This is a genomic window from Salisediminibacterium beveridgei (assembly GCF_001721685.1).
Lineage (GTDB): Bacteria > Bacillota > Bacilli > Bacillales > Salisediminibacteriaceae > Salisediminibacterium > Salisediminibacterium beveridgei.
This window is the reverse complement of record NZ_CP012502.1, coordinates 840,747-863,795: the sequence shown is the minus strand read 5'-3', so window position 1 is coordinate 863,795 and position 23,049 is coordinate 840,747. Positions and strand designations below refer to the sequence as shown.

At 45.3% G+C, this 23,049-nt stretch carries 24 protein-coding genes; 5 read left to right on the top strand and 19 right to left on the bottom strand.

Going from position 1 to position 23,049, the window contains the following annotated elements; genetic code table 11:
- Nucleotides 1-26: 26 nt before the first annotated feature.
- From BBEV_RS03885 to BBEV_RS03865, 5 genes are all read right to left on the bottom strand, one after another.
- Entirely contained in the window at nt 27-662 is a 636-nt protein-coding gene (locus tag BBEV_RS03885) for an acetoin dehydrogenase (RefSeq protein ID WP_069364264.1), read from the bottom strand.
- A gap of 103 nt (nt 663-765) precedes the next feature.
- Nucleotides 766-1,536 (bottom strand): flagellar motor protein MotS, encoded by a 771-nt coding sequence (motS, locus tag BBEV_RS03880; protein WP_069364263.1) that lies wholly within the window; start codon nt 1,534-1,536, stop codon nt 766-768.
- Nucleotides 1,529-2,341 carry a flagellar motor protein MotP gene (motP, locus tag BBEV_RS03875; protein WP_069364262.1) on the bottom strand — a complete coding sequence of 271 codons (813 nt, stop codon included), beginning with the start codon at nt 2,339-2,341 and terminating at the stop codon, nt 1,529-1,531. Before motP ends, motS begins: the two co-directional genes overlap by 8 nt.
- 63 nt (nt 2,342-2,404) lie before the next feature.
- The gene (ccpA, locus tag BBEV_RS03870; protein ID WP_069364261.1) at nt 2,405-3,418 is read right to left on the bottom strand and encodes a catabolite control protein A; all 1,014 of its coding nucleotides are present in this window, start codon (nt 3,416-3,418) and stop codon (nt 2,405-2,407) included.
- 335 nt (nt 3,419-3,753) lie between these two features.
- Complete coding sequence (locus BBEV_RS03865; protein WP_069364260.1) at nt 3,754-4,848, bottom strand: bifunctional 3-deoxy-7-phosphoheptulonate synthase/chorismate mutase; 1,095 nt, start codon at nt 4,846-4,848, stop codon at nt 3,754-3,756.
- A 212-nt stretch (nt 4,849-5,060) separates the two neighbouring features.
- Between BBEV_RS03865 and BBEV_RS03860 the strand changes: the two genes are divergently transcribed.
- Entirely contained in the window at nt 5,061-7,223 is a 2,163-nt protein-coding gene (locus BBEV_RS03860) for a cell division protein FtsA (RefSeq protein ID WP_069364259.1), read from the top strand.
- 232 nt (nt 7,224-7,455) lie between these two features.
- On the opposite strand, the gene ytxJ is transcribed toward BBEV_RS03860, so the two are convergent.
- The 3 genes from ytxJ to BBEV_RS03845 are packed head-to-tail and all read right to left on the bottom strand — an operon-like array spanning nt 7,456 to nt 8,694.
- Nucleotides 7,456-7,791 carry a bacillithiol system redox-active protein YtxJ gene (ytxJ, locus tag BBEV_RS03855; protein ID WP_069364258.1) on the bottom strand — a complete coding sequence of 112 codons (336 nt, stop codon included), beginning with the start codon at nt 7,789-7,791 and terminating at the stop codon, nt 7,456-7,458.
- Nucleotides 7,792-7,793: 2 nt separating this feature from the next.
- The gene (locus tag BBEV_RS03850; RefSeq protein ID WP_069364257.1) at nt 7,794-8,246 is read right to left on the bottom strand and encodes a YtxH domain-containing protein; all 453 of its coding nucleotides are present in this window, start codon (nt 8,244-8,246) and stop codon (nt 7,794-7,796) included.
- A 1-nt stretch (nt 8,247) separates the two neighbouring features.
- Nucleotides 8,248-8,694 carry a DUF948 domain-containing protein gene (locus tag BBEV_RS03845; RefSeq protein ID WP_069366584.1) on the bottom strand — a complete coding sequence of 149 codons (447 nt, stop codon included), beginning with the start codon at nt 8,692-8,694 and terminating at the stop codon, nt 8,248-8,250.
- Between the two features lie 197 nt (nt 8,695-8,891).
- On the opposite strand from BBEV_RS03845, the gene BBEV_RS03840 reads away from it, so the two are divergent.
- A complete protein-coding gene (locus BBEV_RS03840) occupies nt 8,892-10,007 on the top strand; it encodes an aminopeptidase (RefSeq protein WP_069364256.1) in 1,116 nt (371 codons plus the stop codon).
- Nucleotides 10,008-10,053: 46 nt separating this feature from the next.
- Here the strand turns inward: BBEV_RS03840 and murC are convergent, their stop codons facing one another.
- From murC to BBEV_RS03805, 7 genes are all read right to left on the bottom strand, one after another.
- On the bottom strand, nt 10,054-11,370 hold the full coding sequence (gene murC / locus BBEV_RS03835) for a UDP-N-acetylmuramate--L-alanine ligase (protein ID WP_069364255.1): 1,317 nt from the start codon (nt 11,368-11,370) through the stop codon (nt 10,054-10,056).
- Nucleotides 11,371-11,471: 101 nt separating this feature from the next.
- Entirely contained in the window at nt 11,472-12,131 is a 660-nt protein-coding gene (locus tag BBEV_RS03830) for a hypothetical protein (protein ID WP_069364254.1), read from the bottom strand.
- 51 nt (nt 12,132-12,182) lie between these two features.
- Nucleotides 12,183-13,301: a nicotinate phosphoribosyltransferase gene (locus BBEV_RS03825; RefSeq protein WP_069364253.1), complete on the bottom strand. Its 1,119-nt coding sequence runs from the start codon at nt 13,299-13,301 to the stop codon at nt 12,183-12,185.
- 31 nt (nt 13,302-13,332) lie between these two features.
- Nucleotides 13,333-13,521, bottom strand: a complete 189-nt coding sequence (locus tag BBEV_RS03820; RefSeq protein WP_069364252.1) for a hypothetical protein — start codon at nt 13,519-13,521, stop codon at nt 13,333-13,335.
- 227 nt (nt 13,522-13,748) lie between these two features.
- A complete protein-coding gene (locus tag BBEV_RS03815) occupies nt 13,749-14,555 on the bottom strand; it encodes a DUF1444 domain-containing protein (protein WP_069364251.1) in 807 nt (268 codons plus the stop codon).
- Nucleotides 14,556-14,620: 65 nt separating this feature from the next.
- Nucleotides 14,621-15,652 carry a PTS sugar transporter subunit IIC gene (locus BBEV_RS03810; RefSeq protein WP_069364250.1) on the bottom strand — a complete coding sequence of 344 codons (1,032 nt, stop codon included), beginning with the start codon at nt 15,650-15,652 and terminating at the stop codon, nt 14,621-14,623.
- Between the two features lie 62 nt (nt 15,653-15,714).
- Entirely contained in the window at nt 15,715-16,242 is a 528-nt protein-coding gene (locus BBEV_RS03805; protein WP_069364249.1) for a hypothetical protein, read from the bottom strand.
- 175 nt (nt 16,243-16,417) lie between these two features.
- Here BBEV_RS03805 and BBEV_RS03800 point away from each other — a divergent pair, with 175 nt between their 5' ends.
- Nucleotides 16,418-16,864, top strand: a complete 447-nt coding sequence (locus BBEV_RS03800) for a YtoQ family protein (RefSeq protein WP_069364248.1) — start codon at nt 16,418-16,420, stop codon at nt 16,862-16,864.
- Nucleotides 16,865-16,933: 69 nt separating this feature from the next.
- Here the strand turns inward: BBEV_RS03800 and BBEV_RS03795 are convergent, their stop codons facing one another.
- Nucleotides 16,934-18,007: a M42 family metallopeptidase gene (locus BBEV_RS03795; protein ID WP_069364247.1), complete on the bottom strand. Its 1,074-nt coding sequence runs from the start codon at nt 18,005-18,007 to the stop codon at nt 16,934-16,936.
- A 192-nt stretch (nt 18,008-18,199) separates the two neighbouring features.
- Here BBEV_RS03795 and BBEV_RS03790 point away from each other — a divergent pair, with 192 nt between their 5' ends.
- Complete coding sequence (locus BBEV_RS03790) at nt 18,200-18,517, top strand: PepSY domain-containing protein (RefSeq protein ID WP_069364246.1); 318 nt, start codon at nt 18,200-18,202, stop codon at nt 18,515-18,517.
- Between the two features lie 318 nt (nt 18,518-18,835).
- Nucleotides 18,836-20,587 (top strand): IS1182 family transposase, encoded by a 1,752-nt coding sequence (locus BBEV_RS03785; RefSeq protein WP_232318300.1) that lies wholly within the window; start codon nt 18,836-18,838, stop codon nt 20,585-20,587.
- Here BBEV_RS03785 and BBEV_RS03780 read toward each other — a convergent pair.
- The 3 genes from BBEV_RS03780 to BBEV_RS03770 all read right to left on the bottom strand — a co-directional run bounded on the left by BBEV_RS03780 (nt 20,518) and on the right by BBEV_RS03770 (nt 22,948).
- Entirely contained in the window at nt 20,518-21,375 is an 858-nt protein-coding gene (locus tag BBEV_RS03780; RefSeq protein ID WP_407690246.1) for a YtnP family quorum-quenching lactonase, read from the bottom strand. The genes BBEV_RS03785 and BBEV_RS03780 overlap by 70 nt on opposite strands.
- A gap of 51 nt (nt 21,376-21,426) precedes the next feature.
- The gene (gene trmB, locus BBEV_RS03775; RefSeq protein WP_069364243.1) at nt 21,427-22,071 is read right to left on the bottom strand and encodes a tRNA (guanosine(46)-N7)-methyltransferase TrmB; all 645 of its coding nucleotides are present in this window, start codon (nt 22,069-22,071) and stop codon (nt 21,427-21,429) included.
- Between the two features lie 70 nt (nt 22,072-22,141).
- The gene (locus BBEV_RS03770; protein WP_407690237.1) at nt 22,142-22,948 is read right to left on the bottom strand and encodes a phosphotransferase; all 807 of its coding nucleotides are present in this window, start codon (nt 22,946-22,948) and stop codon (nt 22,142-22,144) included.
- Between the last annotated feature and the right edge of the window lie 101 nt (nt 22,949-23,049).

Below are 23,049 nucleotides of genomic sequence, written 5' to 3'. Positions count from 1 at the left end.
GATATCACTCTCCCCTTCTATCTGTTTCAAAGCATGTATTTATGTTTAAATCGTACACGATCAAATTCATGAACATCCGATGGAGAGACATTTTTCCCAATTCGCGCCATCAAACAGTTGGCTGGATGAGAACAAATTTCCGGATCGTCTGTTGCGTACCATTCCAATCCCCCGGATTTCATTACTTTCTCCATAATATCTCTGTATTCCCAAATAGAAAGACCTGTTCCTCTCAAATCCCAATGCCAGTAATACTCTGTTGTGATGATGATGTAATCCTCCACCGTCTGGTCCATCATGGAAACTTTAAGAATATGCTTTGCCAAGGCTGCACCACGGTATCTTGAAGAGACTTCAATCGCACCTAATTCAAGCAGATTTTCCAACTGTATTTCAGACCACCGTTCTAAAGGATCCGGGAACAGATAAGTCGCATATCCTACAATCAGATCACCTTGTCTGGCCACCACGATTCTGCTTTCCGGTAAATCCATCACTTCCAAAAGTGCTTTCCTCTGTTGCTCAGGTTTTCTGAAAGCTACCAGTCCTTCATCAAATTCACAGGCTTCAAGCGTCTCTTTCGAGATTGGCCCTTCCACAAGGTATTCCTGCCCGTCTTTGCCTTTCACTGTGATCGAATGGTATTTTTTGCGGTGTTTCATCGGCAACCCACCTTCCATCCTCGTTATTACTTCCACTATATCACATTGGACTGAACAACATGAACGAAAAAAACACCCCTTTGTCAGCGGTGTCTTCTCAATATTAAAATAATTCGTCCCCGTCTTGAGAGGGATCAGAGATAACGATCACAACACGCCGGTTCTGTTGCAAATTATCCGGTGTGGTATTCGGTGCCACTGGACGGGTTTCCCCATATCCAACAGCCAAAAAGCGTTCCTCATCCACATCAAAATTATCGAGGACAAAGCGTATGACGCTGCTCGCTCTGGCACCTGAAAGTTCCCAGTTAGAAGGAAATTGAAACGTATTAATCGGTCGGCTGTCTGTGTGACCTTCTACCTTCACCATATTCGGAATGGTGGTAATCAGGGTCCCGACTTTTTCGAGGAACGGCTCTGCCTGCGGAAGAACTTCAGCACGTGCTGTTTCAAAAAGTGCCTGTTCCTGAAGAACAAGTACTACTCCGCGATCATCACGGGTAGCCGAGATATTCTCTGTTAATTCATTCTCCTCGATAAACTCATTGACCTCTTCAAGTAAGACATCAAGCTGTTCACTGATCTCCTCGTCATCCATTTCCATGTGAGATTCAAATGGATCCACGTCCGCATCAAACGGATCATCCTTAACATCCCGATCCTCTGCAGGATTGTCAAACGGCACTAAAGACGGATAAAAATCAAAGATCGCCCGTTCCTGAAACGAATCCGCAATCGCTTCAAACCGGTTGGCATCCACTACTGACATGGAAAAGAGCAGAATAAAGAACACGAGAATCAGCGTCATCAGGTCGGAAAAGGTCACCATCCATTTCGGTGCACCTCTTGGCCCTTGCTTTTTCTTTCTATTCATCCTGTCCCAACTCCTCCGAGTCTTCGTCTTTGTTATCTTTCACGTGATTCGGAAGGAAGGCACTAAGCTTTTCTTGAAGGATTTTAGGATTTTGGCCCGACTGGACGCCAATCACCCCTTCGACGACCACCTGTTTACGGAAGACTTCTTCTTCCGTGCTCAGTTCAAGTTTATTTGCCATCGGCAAAAAGACAAGATTCGCCATTAACGTGCCATATAAAGTCGTTAAAAGTGCAATCGCCATATTTGGGCCGAGTGTGGAAGGATCGTTCAGGTTTTGAAGCATCAAGACAAGACCAACCAATGTCCCGATCATACCCCATGCCGGGGCATACTCTCCAGCCTTCTCGATGATGCTGCGGCCTTTCCGGTGACGTTCTTCCATTGCGACAACTTCCGCCATCATAATGTCTTTGATGATATCCGGCTCGATCCCGTCCACTGCAAGAAGCACCCCTTTTTGAATGAAAGGGTCATCCACATCCTCCAGGCCAGCCTCCAAAGCAAGAAGCCCTTCACGACGTGCCCTGGTGGAGAGATCCACAAATGTATCGATCAGCTGTTCCAAATCATTCTCTTTTGTTTGAAACGTCTCTTTAAATACCCGTGGAACAAGTTTGAGATCCGTGGTTGCAAAATTGACCGTCAATGCGCCAAATAAACCACCAAACACAACCAGTAAAGAAGCTACCTGAACGAAGTCAAGAATCGATCCGTCCCCGGCTTCATTGACGTAAATCGCGAGCAGCACTGCGGTCATGCCAACTAATATCCCAACAGGTGTCAGTAAATCAAATTTTTTCATAATCCTCTCCCTAACCCCACTGTGATGTTTATGCTTTATCTAGTGAAAATGATTTGTCAGGTCTCAGTCCTTGTGATGAAACCCGGTAGATTGCCGGTATTCGATCCGGTGGGGCAGAAGTACAGCATGTTCCTCCACGTTCTCTTTATTCATGTACTTTGTTAACAATCGCATGGATACAGCTCCGATATCATACATCGGTTGAACAACTGTTGATAAAGTCGGACGGACCATCGTGGCCAGTCGGGTGTTATCAAAACCGATCACATCAAAATCACCCGGAACAGATTTGCCATTATCCTGCGCACCGTGAATAAGTCCCAGCGCCATTTCATCAGTTGATGCAAAAATCGCCGTTGGAGGCGTTTTGAGTTTTAAGATTTTTTCCATCGCTTCCAAACCGGAATCATACGTATAATCGCCAATGAACACGTATTCTTCATTCACTTCGCGGCCCGCATCGAGGTGGGCCTTTTTATATCCGGAGAATTTCATATAACCGTTTATCGGATCCTCCAATGTACCTGTCAACATGGAAATATGTTCGTGCCCTTCATCTATGAGGGCTTTCACCGCATCGTAAGCAGCTTGTTCATAATCAATGTTTACCGAAGGCAGCTTTTTGTGATCATCGATCGTTGCCGACAGAACGATCGGTACAGGGGATAACTTAAAGGTTTCCTCAAGCTCACGGGTAATCTCACTGCCCATGAAGACAATTCCGTCCACCTGTTTTTCGAGCAGCGTATTAACCAGATGGATTTCTTTTTCCTTATTATGATCTGAATTACAAAGGATAATGTTGTACTTATACATGGTCGCAATATCTTCGATCCCGCGGGCAAGCTCCGAGAAAAAAATACTTGAAATATCGGGAATAATAACCCCTACAGTCGTCGTTTTCTTACTCGCTAACCCTCTTGCTACTGCATTTGGTCGGTAGCCAAGACGCTCTATTGCTTCGTTCACCCTTTTTCTTGTTGTCGGTTTGACATTCGGATTGCCGTTTACAACCCTTGACACCGTGGCCATGGATACTCCTGCTTCTCGTGCCACGTCATAAATTGTGATGTTCATTTGTATTGCCTCCTCTATTTAACATTAAATGGTTTTCATAAAAGTCTATGTATGCATATAATACGACAAGTGAAACCGCGATGCAAACGCCTTTCGTCCATTATATCGGATTGTCCTGCAAAAAGATAAGTGAATAAGCAAAAAGGTTCATGAAAACTTCGATTCTTTTTGTACGTTTGTTATCAGTCAGCACTTCAGAAAAGCGATTTTCACCATATTTTCAAATTAACGGAGTGCTTGTCCTGCTTACCTAATCACACCAGCGTTACTAAACGTTCTTTCCTTCGCACCAAAAATCACGGAGCTGAAAAAACTCAGCTCCGCGTAGTAATGTATTATTTGGTTGCTGTCTTTTTTGACTTATACAATCCGGACAATTCAAGCTGATTCATAAACTCGCTGAACTGTGGGAAATCCATCTGCTGGGCAGAGTCAGACAATGCAACGGCCGGGTCCGGATGAACCTCAGTCATTACGCCATCCGCACCAACTGCAAGTGCTGCTTTCGCCGTTGGAAGAAGAAGATCACGCCGTCCAGTGGAATGTGTCACATCCACAAAGACCGGAAGATGCGTTTCCTGCTTTAAGATCGGTACTGCTGAAATATCAAGCGTATTCCTTGTTGCCTTTTCATATGTTCGAATACCTCGTTCGCAAAGAATGATGTTGCCGTTCCCTTTTGAATGAATGTATTCTGCTGCATTAATGAATTCCTCAATGGTCGCTGACAGACCTCGTTTCAACAGAACCGGTTTATTCACACTCCCCGCTGCCTTAAGCAGTTCGAAGTTCTGCATGTTCCGTGCACCGATCTGGATAACATCCAGGTATTCAACCGCTTTTTCAATGTCACCAGGCGTGACAATTTCACTGATGACGGACAAGCCGTATTTTTCTGAAATTGCTTTAAGAATTTTAAGGCCTTCTTCACCGAGTCCCTGGAAGTCGTAAGGTGACGTACGCGGTTTGTAAGCCCCGCCTCGCATCAGGGTCAATCCTTGCGCTTTCAATTCTTTCGCTACCGCATCTACCTGTTCGTAGCTCTCTACGGAACATGGACCGGCGATCAAATGCTGTTCTCCGCCGCCTAGTTTTGTCCCATTAATATCGACAATGGTGTCTTCCGGATGTTTCTTCCGGGATACCAGAAGTGCTTTACGATGATCGTCTTCCTGTAATTCAAGGCTCGCCTTGAAGATCTGTTTAAATAAATGCTGAAGTGTTCCTGTTTCAAATGGCCCCTGATTTTTCTCCTGAATCATATCGAGCATTTTCCGTTCTCTGACAGGATCAAAACGATTCATTCCCTGGCTGCTTTTCACACGGCCGATTTCCTGTGCCAGATGCGCCCGCTCATTCATCAACTCCACCAGCTTCTCGTTCACGTCATCAAGCTGGCCTCTCAACTCTTCCAACTGTTCATTTCCCATTTGAAAATCTCCTCTCAATCCTTGTGATCCATCGCTTCTTAACGATTTAGGATTTATTATATCTTATGATCAGGAGAATGTCACCCCTTTTTTCTTTAATAATTAAACGCTTTTAAGCGTTAAAGCGTTTAATCAAAAAGAATGATTCCTGCAGGATGCAACGCGACGGGAATCATGTATAATGAAAGAAGACACGGAAAGGTGGGAAAAAAATGACGCAACCTGCTACCCGACCATTTATTTTTGGCCTGGATATCGGAACAAGATCGGTCGTAGGATTGATCATTCAAGAAACCGATAATGGTTATCATGTGGTGGATGTTTTCAGTAAAGAACATACTGAACGCTCCATGCTCGATGGGCAAATACATAATGTCCTTGAAGTTGCCAAGTCCATTACATATGTAAAAGAACAACTCGAAGCGAAACATGGAACACTGAGAAAAGTCTGTGTAGCTGCTGCAGGGCGTTCATTAAAAACCGTCCGGGCGATGGAAGAGCTTGATATTACCGGGAAACCGATCTTTGACCGCGAATCATTATTGACACTCGAACTCAGTGCTGTGCAGAAAGCGCAATTCAAGCTCGCCAGTTCAGATACGGGCTCACACGGCCAGGCGAACGACTATTGTGTTGGATACTCTGTCATCGACTATCATCTGGATGAACAGAAAATCGGTAGCCTTGTAGATCAAAAAGGGAATAAAGCTGCTGTCGAAGTGATTGCAACATTCCTGCCGAAAGTTGTTGTAGAATCACTGATTGCAGCCTTACACCGCGCAAACTTATCTCTCGAAGCCTTGACACTTGAGCCGATCGCAGCAATCAATGTCCTGATTCCACAATCCATGCGAAGACTGAACGTAGCACTGGTAGATATCGGAGCCGGCACATCGGATATTGCGATTACCGATTATGGAACCGTTACAGCATACGGCATGGTTCCAAACGCCGGAGACGAAATCACCGAAGCGATCAGTGATCAATTCCTGCTCGACTTTCCTGAGGCAGAGAATGTGAAGCGGCAGCTTAATGACAAAGACGAAGTGCTGATTGAGGACATTCTTGGCATCGAAACCAGTATGACCCGTGATGAAATCATTGCACCTGTTCTGCCGGCTATCAATCATCTGGCCGATCAGATCAGTGCCGAAATATTGAATTTGAACAGTCGGATCCCAAAAGCTGTGATGCTCGTCGGTGGAGGCAGTTTGACACCTTTACTCCCTGAAAAAATCGCTGAACGATTGGAACTCCCTGCGAACCGGGTTGCGATTCGAGGAATTGATGCCATCAAATCGCTGACTTTTGAACAGGCATTTGAACCGACACCTGAACTGGTGACCCCCATCGGCATCGCCATTGCAGCGAGGGAAAATCCGGTGGAATACATCAGTATCCGCGTCAACGAAGAGACCGTTCGCCTTTTTGATATCAAAAAATTGACTGTTGGCGACGGGGTCGTATCGAGCGGTGTCGAATTAAACAAACTCTTCGGCAAACCGGGAATGGCGATTATGGTGAAAGTCAATGGCCGGGTCGTTTCGATCCCCGGTGAACACGGGACACCTCCGAACCTGCTGAAGAACGGCGAGATCTGTTCTTTGGACGATCCTTTATCTGACGGTGACGTCATTCATGTTGAAAAAGGCAAAAGTGGAAAAGATGCATTGGCCACAGCAGGTGATGTACTCGAAATTCCCGAACCGTTTACGATTGAACTGAACGGGGATAGCTATACCGTCGAACCGGAGCTTCTGATCAATGGACAGATTGCCAGGATGGATGATGTACTTCATGATCGCGACCAGCTCGACATGCATGTTCCGCAATATCTTGAAGAAATCTTGAATCAGCCCGGTGTTCAGGCTGCTGTTCAGCAGGTTAAAAACATTGAAGTAACTGCCAATCATCATTCGATACGTCTGCAAAAAGAGCAGCCGGAATATCTGGTCAATGGTGAACCTGCACTTTTGACAAGACCGGTGAAACGCGGCGATACCATTGAAGTGAAAAATCCTTCACAGAAATCATTCACGATTGAAGATGTCTTGTTGCAGAAATACGATTACCCCAATCGGGAGATTCTCGTTACATTCAATGATGAACCCGTGCGGTTGGAAAAAGCACTCTTTGATTGCACATTAAACGGAGAACCAGCAGCTCTCTCTACCTCTTTATCAGACGGCGACAGCATTGAGCTGAAGGAACGTCAAAATGTGTCATTTATTTTTCAGGACGTCTTTGCCAAAGTTCAGGTTAAAAAACCGTCCGTTTCCGACCATGTAAAACCGGTGATTTTGCAAAATGATCAGGAAACGTCTTTTTCAGCACCGATCAACCATGGCGATCAGCTGAAGTTGAACTGGCAATGAATATGTGCATTTCAGACCTGCATTTCTACGGAGTGCAGGTTTTTCTTTTGGTTTCATTCTCCTTTTGCTTTTAGCCTGTAACGAACGTAAAGATTCCTATGAAATATAAAGAAATCTTGGCGAAATCCTTAGTTGCAATTATACTTGAATCCTTTAGCAAGGTTAAACGTTGCTAAAGGATTAAAAAACTTCCGCGCATCCAGATGGATGTACGGAAGAATGGTGAGAAATATTATCTCTCAAATGCTTGTTGACATGCTTTTTGTGTGATTTTCCAGTGCGAGGCATTCCAGCTGACAGCCTGATCTTCAATGAGCAAAAGTTGTGGGGACTGATGTTTCACACCATAGGCATCCTCAATCTGATTTGAGAGTTCCCTGGCTTCCTGCACATTCAAATAGACCACAGGCGGTTCCCCACCAACGAATGATTCTGCATACTTCTGCACCTCATCCATTGCCTCACGGCTCACGGGGCAGGTTGTACTGTTCTTCAACACAAACAGCTTCCCTTTTTGTCTGGTAGCGGCTTTCAGATCTTCCCAGTCCATTATTTTTTGGAGTCTCATCTTCAACTTCCCTCCGTATCCTCATTTCTCTTCCGCTCCCGCTCTTCCACCTCTTTTACAAGCTGTTCAACAGATCGCTGAAGATCTTCCACTTCTTTTTTCACCGATGCGGCAATGTCGTCACTCAGACCTTGAACATCATCCATCAATGAATCGGCAGATTCCGTCAATTCGTTCATATCCCTTCGAAGTGAACGGGACAGATCTTTCGCCTTATAAACAAGCAGTGAAGATTGATCTGAGACACGGTTTGCCAAATGAGAGGTCGTTTCTTTCGCTGAAGAAGCAGCTTGCTGCGTAAAGTCCGATGTTTTGTCTTTCGCTACTTTTGCCTGCTCAGAAATATTTTCTCTCAGTTCCTGACCTGTTTTTGGTGCGAGAAGCAGCGAGACCGTCGAACCGGCTACAGCGCCAACCACCACACCTAAGATGAAGCCTTTGCCACTATCGCTCATTTCAGTTCGCCTCCTTACCAGGATCGGCTTGCTTTGTTGTTTTCTCTGTTTTCCATTTCTGCCAGAATGACATGACGACACTGCCCCACTTCACAGCCTTTGCCACATCCTCTGCATTATCATCTGCCTGCTTAGACACCGTTTCGCTCACTTTCCGAAGTGAACCATTCAGCTTCTGAAATGAATGACCCAAATCTTCAGCCGCATGGAACACGGAATTCAGCGTATTTGATTTATACTGAAGATCCTCCGTCAGTTCGTTCGTCTTATGTAACAGCTGAGTCGATTCCTTTGAAATCTCATCTACCTGTGACTTCATCCCATCAACTGTGTGAGAGATATTTTCCATTGTCTTTTTCAAAGACAAGAGTGTCTGGATGATGTAAAAGACCAGGACTGCAAATGCAATCGCAATAATCGCAACACTCACATACATTAACCATTCCATTGTTGTCATCTCCTTTTTTATCGATTCTGCTGGTTCCTGTTTACAGTATACCATTGCAGCGTTTGCTTGACAGCGTTCTTTATGGAGTTTTTTTGTTAATCTCAAGGGTGGCGCTCCCATCTCCCCTCCTGTAGAATGGAAATCGACAGATTGACTGGTGCCAAAGCCAGTCAAAGACTATGAAGGAGGCCTTTATGATGCGAGATCCACGAATCAATCAACTTGCCGGTAATCTGATTCATTACTCTACCGAAATGAAGCCTGACGAGAAAATTCTCATCGAAAACTTCGGTGTTCAAGAAGAATTGGTCAAAGCATTAATCGAAAAAACTTATGAAGCAGGGGCTCTTCCATTTCTTTCCCTTAAAGAGCCGAGCATAAACCGGACACTCCTGATGGGTGCCACAAAAGAGCAACAGGAAATGCAAGCAAAGTTTGAGGCTGACGTGATGAAAGAGATGGATGCCTATATTGGTCTGAGATCGGGAGATAACATCAATGAACTGAGTGACGTGCCATCAGATAAAATGAGCTTGCACCAGCAGACTGTTGGCACAAAGGTACATCGGCAAATACGCGTCCCTCATACAAAATGGGTCGTTCTGAGGTATCCGAATTCCTCCATGGCCCAGCTCTCGCAAAAAAGTACAGAAGCTTTCGAGGATTTCTATTTCAATGTCTGTAACCTCGACTATGCAAAAATGGATAAAGCGATGGACCCGCTCGTAGAACGAATGAACGCTACCGACCAGGTTCGGATTACCGGTGAAGGTACGGATCTGACATTCTCAATCAAAGACATTCCAGCTGTGAAATGTGCCGGGAAACTCAACATTCCGGATGGTGAAGTATATACAGCGCCAGTAAAGAATTCTGTTAATGGGACCATAACCTACAACACGGCTTCACCGTATCAGGGAACCACTTTCGAAAACATCCGGTTCACTTTTGAGAACGGAAAAATCATCTCCGCAGTCAGTTCGGATAACACGAAAATCAACGAAATTCTCGATACAGATGAAGGTGCACGCTATATTGGCGAATTTGCCATTGGCGTAAACCCGTACATTCTCGATCCAATGCAGGACATCCTGTTTGATGAAAAAATAGACGGCAGTTTTCATTTCACACCCGGTCAGGCATATGACAATGCAGATAATGGAAACACGTCTGCCATTCACTGGGATATTGTAAACATTCAACGTCCGGAATATGGCGGTGGCAATATTTATTTTGACGGTGAATTAATTCGCGAAAATGGACGCTTCGTCAATGATGACCTCAAAGGACTGAACCCGGATAACCTGAAATAATGGCACAAAAAAAGAGACCCCCGGGTCTCTTTTTTCAATCATCGTCTCATTCAGGAATATCACCATTACGCCAGCCACTCGTATAAGCGGACTGGAATTTCTGCACATCACCCGCACCCATAAACAAAATCACGGAGTCATGGTGTGTACGAAGCACTGCCGTAGCATCTTCTGTGATCAACTTCGCACTCGGGATTTTTTCCTGCAGATGGCCGATCGTCAAATCGCTTTTAAACTCTCTGGCAGAAGAAAAGATATCGCAGAGATAGACCGTATCTGCCTGATTGAGGCTCGCTGCAAAATCGTCAAGGAACGCTTCCGTTCTTGAAAACGTATGCGGCTGAAATACCGCTACAATGCTCCGGTCAGGGTATTTCTTTCCGGCCGCTTCAATCGTCGCTGCGATTTCTCTCGGATGATGTGCATAATCATCAATCAGAATCTGTCCATTGAGATCAGACTCTGAAAACCTTCGTTTCACACCTTCAAAAGAGGCAAGGTGTTGCTTCACTTCATTCAGAGGAACTGATTCGTAATCACACAGCGCAATCACAGCCAGTGCATTCAGAACACTGTGATCCCCGTAACCCGGAATTGTAAAGCGCTCACTGTATGCACCGCGGATGAAAACATCAAAATGCGTCCCTGCCGAATCATGACTCATGTTCCCCGCCGAAAAATCATGATCGTCTTGAAATCCGTAATACACGACCGGCACAGACGCTGTTAACCGCTGCAGGTCTTCGTCTTCCCCGCATGCGATAATCGCTTTATTCACCTGATTCGCCATTTCCTGGAATGCCGAAAAAACATCTTCATTATCTCTGAAATAATCCGGATGGTCATAATCAATATTCGTCATGATCGCATAGTTCGGATAATAATTCAGAAAATGCCGGCGGTATTCACATGCTTCAAACGCGAAGTACTGACTGTTTTCCACGCCTTTCCCGGTCCCGTCGCCAATCAGATAGGATGTGGGCTTTGCGTTCCCTAACACATGTGAAAGAAGTCCGGTTGTCGACGTTTTCCCATGGGATCCTGTAACAGCAATGCTCGTAAAATTCTGAATGAATTCACCGAGGAAGTGCGGATAAGAGTGGACTTCCATACCTCTGTCCAGTGCTTCTTTAATTTCCGGATTGGACTCGTTATATGCAGGGGATGCTACGATAGTCTGGCCATCCCGGATATTGTCTTTATGAAAATTGAAAATAGGTATCCCTTTTTCTTCCAATGGTTTCTGTGTGAAAAATACTTTATCCACATCAGATCCTTGTACAGTCGAATTCATGTCGCTTAAAATTTGTGCCAATGCACTCATTCCGGATCCTTTGATCCCGATAAAATGATAGTTCGTCATAGTTGACCTCCAAAATTCAAATCAATCGTTCGTAGTTCGCATTTTTTGTGATGCGTTGTCTATTATAGCAAAAAAAAGTCGCATAGACTATCGTCCATGCGTTAAAGAGCGTATTTACGAAAATCGATGCCGAACTCTTTCATATATTTCCTGAATGAACTGTCACCTTGATCATAAACACTGATTAACTTTTCCAGCACTTCCGTTTCATGTTCTTCAGAAATCGTAAATGCTGGTCCGACGATCATTCGCGTTGCCCCCAGCTGGGTAATGCGCGCAAACACCAGCGCACCAGGGGTTAGAGGCGACTGATTCAGATGGGTTCGGACTTCCCAACGTTTGTCATCATTAAAAGCGGGTGATAAGACTGCCATTTCCGAATCCACTGAATGCACTCGGACGGGCTGAAGATGCATCAGCATTAAGACCCCTGCTAATTCGAGCATATGCCGGCTCAAGAGCCCTTGCTGGCTGCGAATGAACAAATCAAAAATCCTTGCACCTGTTACCGTCATGTAATCAAAGGCAAACCAGTTTTCAAAATAAATCTGCTCTTCATCCGGCAGAGGAAAATGATCCGGGAGCCCGGTTCGATAACGGTAGGTATGCTTTGCCCGTACTTTTTCCCTCAGATTTGTATCATGCTCAATGTACAGAAACAACTCTTCATAAAGCTCATGAAAGAGCCGCATCATACGCTTTTCCTGTTCCTGAAGCACACGCTCATGGTCGATGACAAATTCCATTTTTTTTCGTTCCATTGATCATACGCCTCTTTCTTTGAAACTGAGTCTGATTCAAACAGACATCGGTTATTTCTCTTGATGAACTCCGAGTTTAACCTTCTGAAGGCGGCTGTTGTAGCGTTCAACCCGACCCATTTTTGCTTCATGTTTTCCGTTTAAGGACACGTTATCGCCAGTGAAACCAATATGTATTTTCAACAAGCTGCTGCCTATTCCGTACATGTCAACCGGTGCGCCCAACTCTTCATACCGGGCAATGCGCTCTGCGTCAAATCCACCGGAAGCAACGATTTTCACATGCTGATACCCCTCGTCATCCAAAGCCTTACGAAGCGCAAACAAAAGCTCCGGGTTCACACCTCTTGGATCAAATGTACCGAGAACTTCGGGATGTCTGGCAAAATAAGCATCAACCATATGATTTGATGTATCCAGACGGACACCTTTCAAATCATTCCCGAATTCACGGGCGACTTTCAAGGAGTCTTCAATCGCATTGTTATTATAATCAACAAGTGCCAACAGATCATCCTCCGGAAAGGTGTCACGGTATGCCCGGCACGCTTCCACCAGATCGCCTTCAAACAGCTGGATGAGGGCATGCGGCATCGTTCCAATTCCTTTTTTTCCCCACCATTCATGCATGGCGTGGGTTGCCTGTGCCTTGGATCCCCCGATAAATGCTGCATAGCCGTCGCCAGCCTGCATCATGAAATGATCATCCCGGTCACCCATAAAAATCACCGGCTTATCAGTAATCCGGCTCTGCGCAGATTTCACCACTTCATAGACGTTGGTCGAAACGGATGTACGCCTTGCGAGAATCCCATCGATGACGCCTTCGAGGTAACCAAAGTGCTGATAAGGACCGGTCACTTTCAAAACCGGTTCAAAAGGCTCGATCTTGTCACCATCTTCAAGCGAGTAGACTTCGAGTTCTTCAGGCTGGTCGGCGAAGGTTTCAAGAAGTGCCAGAACTTCATCTGTACCGCACACCACCGCATTCTGCTTTTGAAAAAACTGCATCGTCACGATATTGTCCGGTTTATATTTTGCGGCAATCTCTTTGGTTTTCAGAAAATAAACAGCCGAAAACCAACCTTCACCGACCCGTTCATCAAACTTAAACGTGCTGTTTGTCAATCGTTTAATTTTACCCTGAAGCTTTAAATGAATTTCCTTCATCAGAATCTCCTCTTACAATTGATTAGTTTGCTTACTGATATAATGAATGATTCATCGAACGTTGGATCACTGCTTCCAGGATTTCTTTCACATCACTGGTTTTCAACGTTTCCACTCCGTTTCGTAAAACGATATCTAGCGTCCGTTCTTCCGAAGTTAACAAGTTCATTAAGTCGGGAGCTACGGATAGAACGATATTTCCTAAAGGTAACTGTTGCATAAGCAATCCCTCCTTCGAAAATGTTGTTCGATCGCGTGCCAACTTTCTGAAATCATGATGCGACACCGGAAATCGGTATGCAGTTGTGATGCAGTTAACTAACTGCTGCATTACGTCTATTGTATGCTAAACAGAACGTAATGTGTAGTAGAAATTTATCGGTGCCTTACTGCGACCATTCCACGAAACAGCAGGAATCAAACGCATTGGACCTCTTTTTCTGTTCCTTACTGGTCATCCTTTTTCGGCTTCTTCTGCGCCAGAATAAACACCGGCTCCAGTTCACCTTCATCGTAGAAAAAGGACAACGCCGTCAAAGGCACCCTTCCCTCAGAGAAAAACTGAAACGCCATCTGCGCCAAGACATCGTAACCTGCTTCGTTTCTGATATCGGCGATGATCAATACGTCATGATGAGGAACAGCAATTGCCATTTCACCATGAATTTCTTCTTTTTTCTGTTCCAGAAAAGCCTGATTTAAAATTCTGCTGGCGTCGTATCCGTCTTCGGTATTGAGAAAATGAAACGTATTCCCTGCAACAGAATCCGAAGTCATCACCGTAGGGAGCTTACGCAAATTGAAATGAGCAATTTCTTTAATTTCCTTTGCTGATTTCCCTGCTTTTTCAAGCATCTGTTCATCGATCATCATATACGATGCTCCCTCATCGACAGCATAAAAGATCGTTGTTTCTGCTGTATGTTCATCGTATACCAGCTTCACACCATCTTCTTTCTCTTTTTGAAAGGAAGGCGTTCGGAGAACCGGGTAGATCTGGTCTTCTTTACCGATAATCTCCACCGTTTCGGTTAACAACCGCATCCCTTCAGAAATGGTCTTCATCGTATCTTCCAAAGCGTCTTCAGGATTGTCCTTAAATTTCTTGCTCAGATTGCTTAATTGAATTGTAATTCCTTTATCGACACGTTTATCGGTAATCTTTAACGTGTCACGATCTCTGTCGAATGCTGTCGTCCAGTTTTCATTTGTGATTTCCTGTTCGATCATTCGTTTCATTTCGATTGGTTTCATCCATTCATCACTCCTCTTCCACATTTCAGTTTATCACGGAAGGTTCAAACCACCAACGATCCGGCTCAATTCTTCGGGATCGTCATATCGCCCTGTTTGATCCAGCCGGCCCTTCGTAAACTTTCAGAAAGAACCAGACTGATCAGAGCCGGCAGGACAAAGTATAAAAGCAAGATAGCAAACAGGATGTCCGTGCCTGTCCCCATCGTATTGATTGTCATCACTGGTCCAACAAACCCGCTCGTTCCCATTCCGGCACCCGCGGTATTATTCTCTAAATAGAAGACCATCGTCGCCAATGGCCCGAGCACTGCGGCCGTCACCGTTGGTGGAATCAGAATTCTCGGGTTTTTGGCAATGTTAGCAATTTGCAACATGGACGTGCCAATGCCAAGAGCGATCAGTCCGCTGAGACCATTTTCCCTGTAACTGCTGACAGCAAAACCTACCATTTGTGCTGAACAGCCGACTGCAGCCGCTCCGGCAGCCAGTCCGTCCAGTCCCAACATGAAGGCAAGCGCCGCACTCGATATCGGCGCTGTCAATGCGAGCCCCATAAATACGGCCAGCAGGATCCCCATCAAAAACGGTTGCTGTTCAGTTGACCAGATGATAAAGCTGCCGAACCGTTCGAGAAATGCAGCGATTGGCGGACCGATAAACTGCGCAGTCAAAAAGCCTGTCGTAATGGTCACAAACGGCGTGACAATAATATCGACCTTCGTTTCACCACTGACAAGTTTCCCCACTTCAGTGGCAATCAAAGCTGCAGCATAACTTCCCGCAGGACCGCCCAGTTCAGCGCCGGCAGCACCGGCGACAACAGCAGAAAAGATGACGAGTCCCGGTGCTTTTAAACCGTAAGCAATGGCAACACCAATGGCAGGACCCATCAAACTCATGGCCAATCCGCCCATATCCATCAGAAGCTGTCCACCGGTCGCCCAGAAAGGCAGGATCAGCATTTCACCAGCAGTCTCCATCATCAACCCCATAATGAGCGAGGCGAATAGCCCTAAGGCCATATAACTCAACGCTGTGATGATATAGGAATGAAAACCGGGTCTGACTTCTTTACGCTTCATCCACTTTAACATGACCACTGCTCCTTTCAACCATAGACAAAACCCTCAATGTTCGTCATTGAGGGTTGTCGGATTCATTCACTGATTGATTCATGTGCCATTGAATACACAAAATCAAACATAAACTCCGCATTTGACGCAAGCTTATCAAGCGGGAGAACCGTTGTCATCTTCTTTCCGTCCACTGCAACGATCAAGCGGTATGTTCCATCATCAAATTCCGTGATCATGATATACGCATCTAATGATGATTCATTCGTAAATGTCTCGAAGGTCACCACTTCATGATCAAGCATGAGATCGTCCCGGATCTCGTCTTGATCAGAATAATCCAAATCATCGTTTTTAAACAGGAGGTATGTTGTATCTTCAGCCGAGATGACATAGTTATATTCGTTCACCTCTTCTACGGCGATTTCGCGATCCCCATAAAAAGATAAACCATTTATCGCTTCGTTCGGCTCTTTTGGTTCTTCGATTAATTTCGATTCAATCAATGAGCGCGCTTCATCTTTAATATGCTCCTCAGATACTGAGCAGCCAGCAATCAACCACGCTGCAATCAATGCAGACAGTGACAAGCTGATCCACCGTTTCTTCATCTTTACTTCCCCCTTGACCCCTAGCGTTATCCCAAAAACCATTTTATCATAAATCATGATGTATATCGCAGTATTTGTCGAAAAAAATGTTCAATACAAAAGCAACCTCAAAAGTTTGTCGATTTCTACAAAGGGGAATCAGGTCAATTGAAAATCAAAAAGGAGGGAAACACCTATGCAATTCCATGTTTATTTAGCAGGACAGATCCATGATGATTGGCGGGAGACGATCAAGCAGCTGGCAGGCCAGGAACAGCTCCCTGTCACATTTACCGGGCCTATGGAAAACCACGATCGTTCCGACAACATCGGTGAAGAGATTCTCGGTACACAATCTGATCCCATCGCCAAAGATGAAGCAGCCTCAGAAATCAATAACTTAAGAACCCGGTTGTTACTGGATAAATCGGATATTGTGATTGCGAAATTCGGTGAAAAATACAAGCAGTGGAACAGTGCGATGGATGCTGCAACGGCGGTTGCTCAGAATAAACCACTGATCCTCATTCGTCCAAAAGAGCTGCATCATCCATTAAAAGAACTCTCAGAGCGTGCACAGGTTACCGTTGAGACTGACGAACAAGCGGTCAAATGCCTCAAGTACCTGTTCGAAACCGACTGAATTCGTTGAGCATTGCTACGTTACACATCATGCGCCCCTCTAAACCATCGAGAGGGGCCTTTGATCTGTTTACACTCCCGCTCGAATGCTGTCGAGGGTTGTAGCGTCCGTCTTTCTGACAAGCGTTGTAATTAGTTCTTTCGCTGCAGCATAATCATCTACATGAATGATCGATGCTGATGTGTGAATGTAACGCGAACAGATCCCGATCACCGCAGACGGTACACCACTGTTCGACATATGAACACGCCCTGCATCGGTGCCACCTTGAGAAATGAAGAACTGATATGGAATATGATGATCTTCAGCTGTGGACAGGATAAAGTCACGCATCCCGCGGTGGGTGATCATCGTCCGGTCAAAAATGCGCAGCAAAGCACCTTTCCCCAAGTGACCGAAGGCATCTTTTTCACCAGAGGCGTCGTTTGCGGGGCTTGCATCCAAAGCATAAAACAGATCCGGCTGGATCATGTTCGCAGCAGTCTGCGCACCACGAAGACCGACCTCTTCTTGAACCGTTGCACCGGAAAAAAGCGTATTCGGCAGGCTCTCCCCTTGAAGTTCTTTCAACAGTTCAATCGATAAGCCGACACCGTACCGATTATCCCACGCCTTCGCAAGCAATTTTTTCTCATTGGCCATTTTTTCCAATGGGCAGATCGGCACGATCGGCTGTCCCGGACGAATCCCGATCTTCTCGGCATCCTCTTTATCATCTGCGCCGATATCAATATACATATTTTTCATTTCCATCGGTTTCGCCCGTTTGGCTTCGTCCAGTAAATGGGGCGGGATAGAACCGATCACTCCGGTCACCGGGCCGTTGTCTGTCATAATTTGCAGCTTTTGAGCCAACAATACCTGACTCCACCAGCCACCCAGTGGCTGAAAACGGATCAATCCTTTTTCAGTAATGGATGTCACCATGAAACCTACTTCATCCATATGGCCTGCCACCATTACCCGGGGTCCCTTTTCGTCACCGTTCTTCACGCCGAAAACACTGCCCAGGCGATCTTGAATCACTTCATCGCTGTATTTTTGAAGTTCGTTCTTCACAAATTTCCGCACCTCATGTTCATGACCGGGTGCCCCGTGCAACTGTGTCAGTGTAGTAAACAATTGAAATGTTTCCTGATTCATTCGATCCCCTCCTGCATTGGAATTTATCTGATTCACCATATCCATTTTAGCGAAAACAAAATCAATATGCCACATTTTTTCGGAATTCGAAATAAGTCGTCGTCAAAACCAGTGGCATTATCCGGCAAAATTCGCTATACTGTAGAGGCATTCAATCATGTAAACGTAACAGATAAGGCAGGTGTTTCAAGAATGAGTTGGAAAAAATTCGCTGCAGGTGTTGGTGCCGGTGTAGCTGTAACGGTGCTTGCAAAACAACAGATGGATCGCTCAGATTTGGGGTTATCCGCTGAAAAAGCGCTCAAGCTTGTCAAAAAACAGGCATCCGAAATGGGAACCCTCGAAGGATCATGGGTGCACATGGTCACGGAAAAATTTGAAACAGACAATCTGGTTTACAATGTGTACCGGGGTGGCGTCACCTTGGCAGACGAAGACGGAAAGATTGTTGCATATGATTTTAACGTGGATGCATCCACCGGAACGATCCTGTCTTTGGAAAAGCAGTAAAGCCACCTGACAAGATCAAAAAACGAGGCTGGGACAAAACCCAGTAAATAAAGAGGCCCACACCAAACGGTGTGGGTTTTCTGTATAGAAGGGTTGATTGTGCAAAAATACAATCGCTTGCCGCGGGCAAGGCTTCAGCTAACCGTCGGAAAACCACCGCCGGTGGATCTTCAGCTCTTGCTTTTCCCGCAGGCGTCTCATGTATTTTTGACAATCAACTGCATTGAAAGACCGTCAGGTCTTGATTTTTACATAAAAAAAGGATACCTTCGGATTAAGTTAGAACGACCAAGTCATAACAAAACCGGAGGTATCCTTATGTTTCTCGATTATAACATGAATCAGCTCGTTTTGCCGATGGATTTATCGCTTCAATTACAAAAAAATGATGTCGCTTTTGCAGTGAATGACTTGGTTGAATCGATACCTGAAGAAGCTTTTGAAGCTTTTTATAAAAGTCAGGGTCGCCCTTCTTATCATCCGAAAATGATGATGAAGGTGATTCTCTGTGCGTATACTCAATCGACTTTTTCTGGACGGAAAATTGAAGCCTTATTGCAGGACAGTATTCGAATGATGTGGCTGGCACAAGGACACGCGCCGACCTACCGGACGATCAATCGATTCAGAGTACATCCCGACGTTGAAGAGCTCTTACGTCAGTGTTTTGTGCAATTCAGAAGCCGACTGGTTCAGGAAGAAGCAATTGATAACGAAGCAATTTTTATTGATGGTACAAAGATCGAAGCCAACGCGAATAAATTCACGTTCGTATGGAAAAAATCCGTGCAACGGTATCATCATGATATCGTTACGAAATCAAATGCGATCTATGATGAACTGATTGAACAGGAAATCATTCCTGCGATTGAACTGGAAGATCAGGAAGCCTTAACGGATGATGAGCTGAATAAAGTTCATGAAGAGTTGGACCAGACCGTTCAGGATTACGACAAGCAAATCGAAGAGAATGATGATGCGAAGGAAAGAAAAAGACTGAGATCAGAGCGGAAAAAGCCGAAAGAAAAGCGTAAAAAATTTCAGGATTTCATCGAACGTAAAGCACGTTATGAGAAGGATCTCGCGATCCTGGGTGATCGTAACAGTTACTCGAAAACCGATCATGATGCCACGTTTATGAGAATGAAAGATGACTATATGAAAAATGGCCAACTGAAAGCCGGTTACAATCTCCAGATTGCAACGGAAGGACAATATACGCTCGCTTATGACATCTATCCAAATCCGACTGACACACGAACCCTGATTCCATTTCTGGATACCATCGAGAGACGGTACTTTTCACTGCCTGACTATATTGTTGGGGACGCCGGATACGGAAGCGAACAAAATTATGAGGATATTTTTTTGAACCGTCTATCAAGCACACCACTGATCACGTATAGTATGTACCGAAAAGAAAAGAAACGGTCATTCAAAACCGATCGCTACCATGTGATGAATTGGAATTACAATCAGGATCAAGACTATTTTCTCTGTCCAAACGGCAAAAAAGTCACCTTTCGCTATGTATCCAAACGAACCGATCGCGCAGGATTCGAACGAACATTCAAGGTCTATGAAAGTGAAGACTGCACGGGCTGTCCCTTACGGGCCAGTTGCACAAAAGCGAAAGAAGGCAAAAACCGTAAGGTTTATTACAATGAAAAATGGGAGCTGCAAAAAGAGCATATTCGTCAACTGCTTTCGGAAGAAGAAACTGGCGCGATTTATGGCAGACGTAAAGTCGATGTCGAACCAGTTTTTGGATTTCTGAAGGCCAATTTGCATTTCACCAGAATGTCGGTGAGAGGCAAAGACAAAGTGAAAAAAGAAATGGGTTTTGCACTCATGGCAGTGAACTTGAGAAAGTACACTGCGTTATACTGTTTTTTATATTTGTATCAACAGACAAAACGCTTCCGACTATCAATTTATGATAATCGGAAGCGTATTTTGATCATTCAAGGCTTTTTGTCCCAGCCTCGTTTTTTGGTCCTTCATTCATTTTCACGGTTTCGTTTCAGTGACTCCTCAATTGATTTCCCGTCTTGTGAGAACCGGATGTAGCGGTATTTGGCATCGTGGTAAAAAATAAAATACGGTGAATTCTCAAGATTTCCTTGAATATATTTTTCTTTTTGCATAATCGATGTGACAGGATAGTCATCATAGGCGAGAACCCACAGTGAAGGAAAGTGGGCATGAGTCGGCATCAGGTCCGCCATATGCCAGATATTCGCATTGCCGCGGTTGATATGAATGATCGCATGGCCGTTACTGTGCCCGCCGGTATGAATCATTCGAATATCCGGCACCACTTCCAGCTGTCCTTTGTATGGTTTGACCTGGGCCTCGATTCCTTCCCAGTTCTCGCGGAAGTACGTATTTTTTGAACGCATATTCGGTTCACGCATTTCATCCCACTCCCGTTCTTCCACGTAGATCGTAGCATTCGGGAATACGGAAACGAAGCTGTCCCCTTCAGGGCGGCTCAAACCGCTCACATGGTCAAAGTGCATGTGCGTCATCAACACTGCATCGATGTCTTCAGGGGTCAGGTTCAACTTTTTCAGCGATTCGTCTACCTTAGATTCAGATGTGATGCCATAGTTCCGGATCGCCTTTTCGGAGAATTTCCCATTCCCGATCCCCGCTTCGATCAGCAGGTTCATCCCGTCCACCTGTATCAGGATTGGATCTGAACGAAGCTCGATCTGATTCTTGTCATTCACCGGGTACCGTTTGGACCAGAGCGGCTTTGGCACAACACCGAACATGGCACCTCCGTCCATGTTTGTAACGCCTCCATCAAGCCAGGTCAAAGTCACTTCCTCATTTACATGCCAGCTTTCCATCGCCATTGAAACAACCTCCTTCAATATAGGCACTCTTTTGATACTATCTTATCATAAGGTGTGACGGTATGCTTCCAGACGATAGATCCGCATTCCTTTTCCGGCGAATTTCTCTTCGTACTCGGTCATCACATTGTGTTTCACATCGCTTCGATGAAGGTCGAGGCTGACGTTTTTGAATGCCAATCCATGTTGTGACATGCTGCCAAGTGAATATTCAAATAGTCCCTGGTTATCGGTTTTGAAATGGATCTCACCGTCATCCGTTAACACCCGGTCATATTTTTGCAGAAAATCCCCATGCGTCAGTCGACGTTTCGCATGCCGTTTCTTCGGCCAGGGATCAGTGAAATTGATATAAAGACGGTCGATTTCACGCGGAGTGAACAAGTCCTCAATATCATTGACATCTGCCTCGATAAGACGGAGGTTTGCCGGTGGATTCCCTTCCACTCGCTGTACACCTGTGACGAGTACACTGCTGTATTTTTCCACACCAATGAACAGGATATCGGGATGCTGTCTCGCCATTTCGGTAATGAAGCGGCCTTTCCCCGTCCCCACTTCTACATGAAGCGGACCCTCCTGCTGAAAGTATTCTCGCCACCTCCCCTGATTGGCTGACGGATTTTCACTTACGACATTCGGAAATTTCGCCATATATTCATGTGCCCAAGGTTTTTTTCTGAGTCTCATTTGAACGTAACGCTCCTTTACACGGTTTATTTTTCACATAAGAAAACGCACCAGCTCGGAAGCAAGCGCGTCAGACCCATTCGTTATGAATGATTTTATCCAGCCGGTACAGCCATTGCCCCCGTTCTGCCGGCATCTCACGCCGGTCATACCAGGCAATGTTCTCAAGACACAAAGCAACCATATACCAGCGAATCTTGTGATCCATTTCTTCGGTATGTCTGCACCCGTATTCTTTCAACCACCAGTCCCACTCAGGACGCGGAACATAGATGAACAGGAGGGGGGCTATATCCATCACAGGGTCAGCAAGCTGAGCTCCGTCCCAATCGATCAGATACAGTTCATCCTCACCCATTTCAGTATAATGAATCCAATTTTTATGATGCACATCCGCATGACAAACCACAAAATCCGAGACGTTATGTACCGGCACATGATCTACAAGCCAATGAAGTCCTTCTGTAGCCTTTTTGATCTCATTGGTCATGGACGTAATCGATTCCTTTGCGTGGTGAATCACATGCTCCGGGAGCAGCGGCTGGTTCCCCATTCGCTTAAACATCGCCATCAGCTCGGTCGATCTGTGAATCTTACGGAGAAGTCTCGCTACCCGGGGAGCATTGAGTTCCTCCTGATTCAACTTTCTTCCTTCAATCCATTCCTGTGCTGTAATGACATCCCCGTTTTCCAGCCGTTTCGTCCAAAGCAGTTTCGGGACAATTCCTTCAGCAGACAGAACAGCCAGAAACGGAGATGAGTTACGTTTAATAAAGATTTTCTGCTGTCCTTTTTCGGCAATGTACGCTTCGCCTGTGGCTCCACCGGCCGGGCGCAATTGCCAGTCCTCTCCAAGAAATTGTTCCAAATGTTTCACCCTCTGTAAGTCTGATTCTTCATGCAGCATTACTTTGACCTGTTTATTTACGATACTGACAATATGCGCTTTATATCATTGTAAAGAAGTTTAAATGGAGA

What these genes read in the sequence shown, in the direction of transcription:
- BBEV_RS03885 (WP_069364264.1), bottom strand. Translation starts at nt 662, where the DNA reads ATGAAACACCGCAAAAAATACCATTCGATCACAGTGAAAGGCAAAGAC.
- motS (WP_069364263.1), bottom strand. Translation starts at nt 1,536, where the DNA reads ATGAATAGAAAGAAAAAGCAAGGGCCAAGAGGTGCACCGAAATGGATG.
- motP (WP_069364262.1), bottom strand. Translation starts at nt 2,341, where the DNA reads ATGAAAAAATTTGATTTACTGACACCTGTTGGGATATTAGTTGGCATG.
- ccpA (WP_069364261.1), bottom strand. Translation starts at nt 3,418, where the DNA reads ATGAACATCACAATTTATGACGTGGCACGAGAAGCAGGAGTATCCATG.
- BBEV_RS03865 (WP_069364260.1), bottom strand. Translation starts at nt 4,848, where the DNA reads ATGGGAAATGAACAGTTGGAAGAGTTGAGAGGCCAGCTTGATGACGTG.
- BBEV_RS03860 (WP_069364259.1), top strand. Translation starts at nt 5,061, where the DNA reads ATGACGCAACCTGCTACCCGACCATTTATTTTTGGCCTGGATATCGGA.
- ytxJ (WP_069364258.1), bottom strand. Translation starts at nt 7,791, where the DNA reads ATGAGACTCCAAAAAATAATGGACTGGGAAGATCTGAAAGCCGCTACC.
- BBEV_RS03850 (WP_069364257.1), bottom strand. Translation starts at nt 8,246, where the DNA reads ATGAGCGATAGTGGCAAAGGCTTCATCTTAGGTGTGGTGGTTGGCGCT.
- BBEV_RS03845 (WP_069366584.1), bottom strand. Translation starts at nt 8,694, where the DNA reads ATGGAATGGTTAATGTATGTGAGTGTTGCGATTATTGCGATTGCATTT.
- BBEV_RS03840 (WP_069364256.1), top strand. Translation starts at nt 8,892, where the DNA reads ATGCGAGATCCACGAATCAATCAACTTGCCGGTAATCTGATTCATTAC.
- murC (WP_069364255.1), bottom strand. Translation starts at nt 11,370, where the DNA reads ATGACGAACTATCATTTTATCGGGATCAAAGGATCCGGAATGAGTGCA.
- BBEV_RS03830 (WP_069364254.1), bottom strand. Translation starts at nt 12,131, where the DNA reads ATGGAACGAAAAAAAATGGAATTTGTCATCGACCATGAGCGTGTGCTT.
- BBEV_RS03825 (WP_069364253.1), bottom strand. Translation starts at nt 13,301, where the DNA reads ATGAAGGAAATTCATTTAAAGCTTCAGGGTAAAATTAAACGATTGACA.
- BBEV_RS03820 (WP_069364252.1), bottom strand. Translation starts at nt 13,521, where the DNA reads ATGCAACAGTTACCTTTAGGAAATATCGTTCTATCCGTAGCTCCCGAC.
- BBEV_RS03815 (WP_069364251.1), bottom strand. Translation starts at nt 14,555, where the DNA reads ATGAAACCAATCGAAATGAAACGAATGATCGAACAGGAAATCACAAAT.
- BBEV_RS03810 (WP_069364250.1), bottom strand. Translation starts at nt 15,652, where the DNA reads ATGTTAAAGTGGATGAAGCGTAAAGAAGTCAGACCCGGTTTTCATTCC.
- BBEV_RS03805 (WP_069364249.1), bottom strand. Translation starts at nt 16,242, where the DNA reads ATGAAGAAACGGTGGATCAGCTTGTCACTGTCTGCATTGATTGCAGCG.
- BBEV_RS03800 (WP_069364248.1), top strand. Translation starts at nt 16,418, where the DNA reads ATGCAATTCCATGTTTATTTAGCAGGACAGATCCATGATGATTGGCGG.
- BBEV_RS03795 (WP_069364247.1), bottom strand. Translation starts at nt 18,007, where the DNA reads ATGAATCAGGAAACATTTCAATTGTTTACTACACTGACACAGTTGCAC.
- BBEV_RS03790 (WP_069364246.1), top strand. Translation starts at nt 18,200, where the DNA reads ATGAGTTGGAAAAAATTCGCTGCAGGTGTTGGTGCCGGTGTAGCTGTA.
- BBEV_RS03785 (WP_232318300.1), top strand. Translation starts at nt 18,836, where the DNA reads ATGTTTCTCGATTATAACATGAATCAGCTCGTTTTGCCGATGGATTTA.
- BBEV_RS03780 (WP_407690246.1), bottom strand. Translation starts at nt 21,375, where the DNA reads ATGGAAAGCTGGCATGTAAATGAGGAAGTGACTTTGACCTGGCTTGAT.
- trmB (WP_069364243.1), bottom strand. Translation starts at nt 22,071, where the DNA reads ATGAGACTCAGAAAAAAACCTTGGGCACATGAATATATGGCGAAATTT.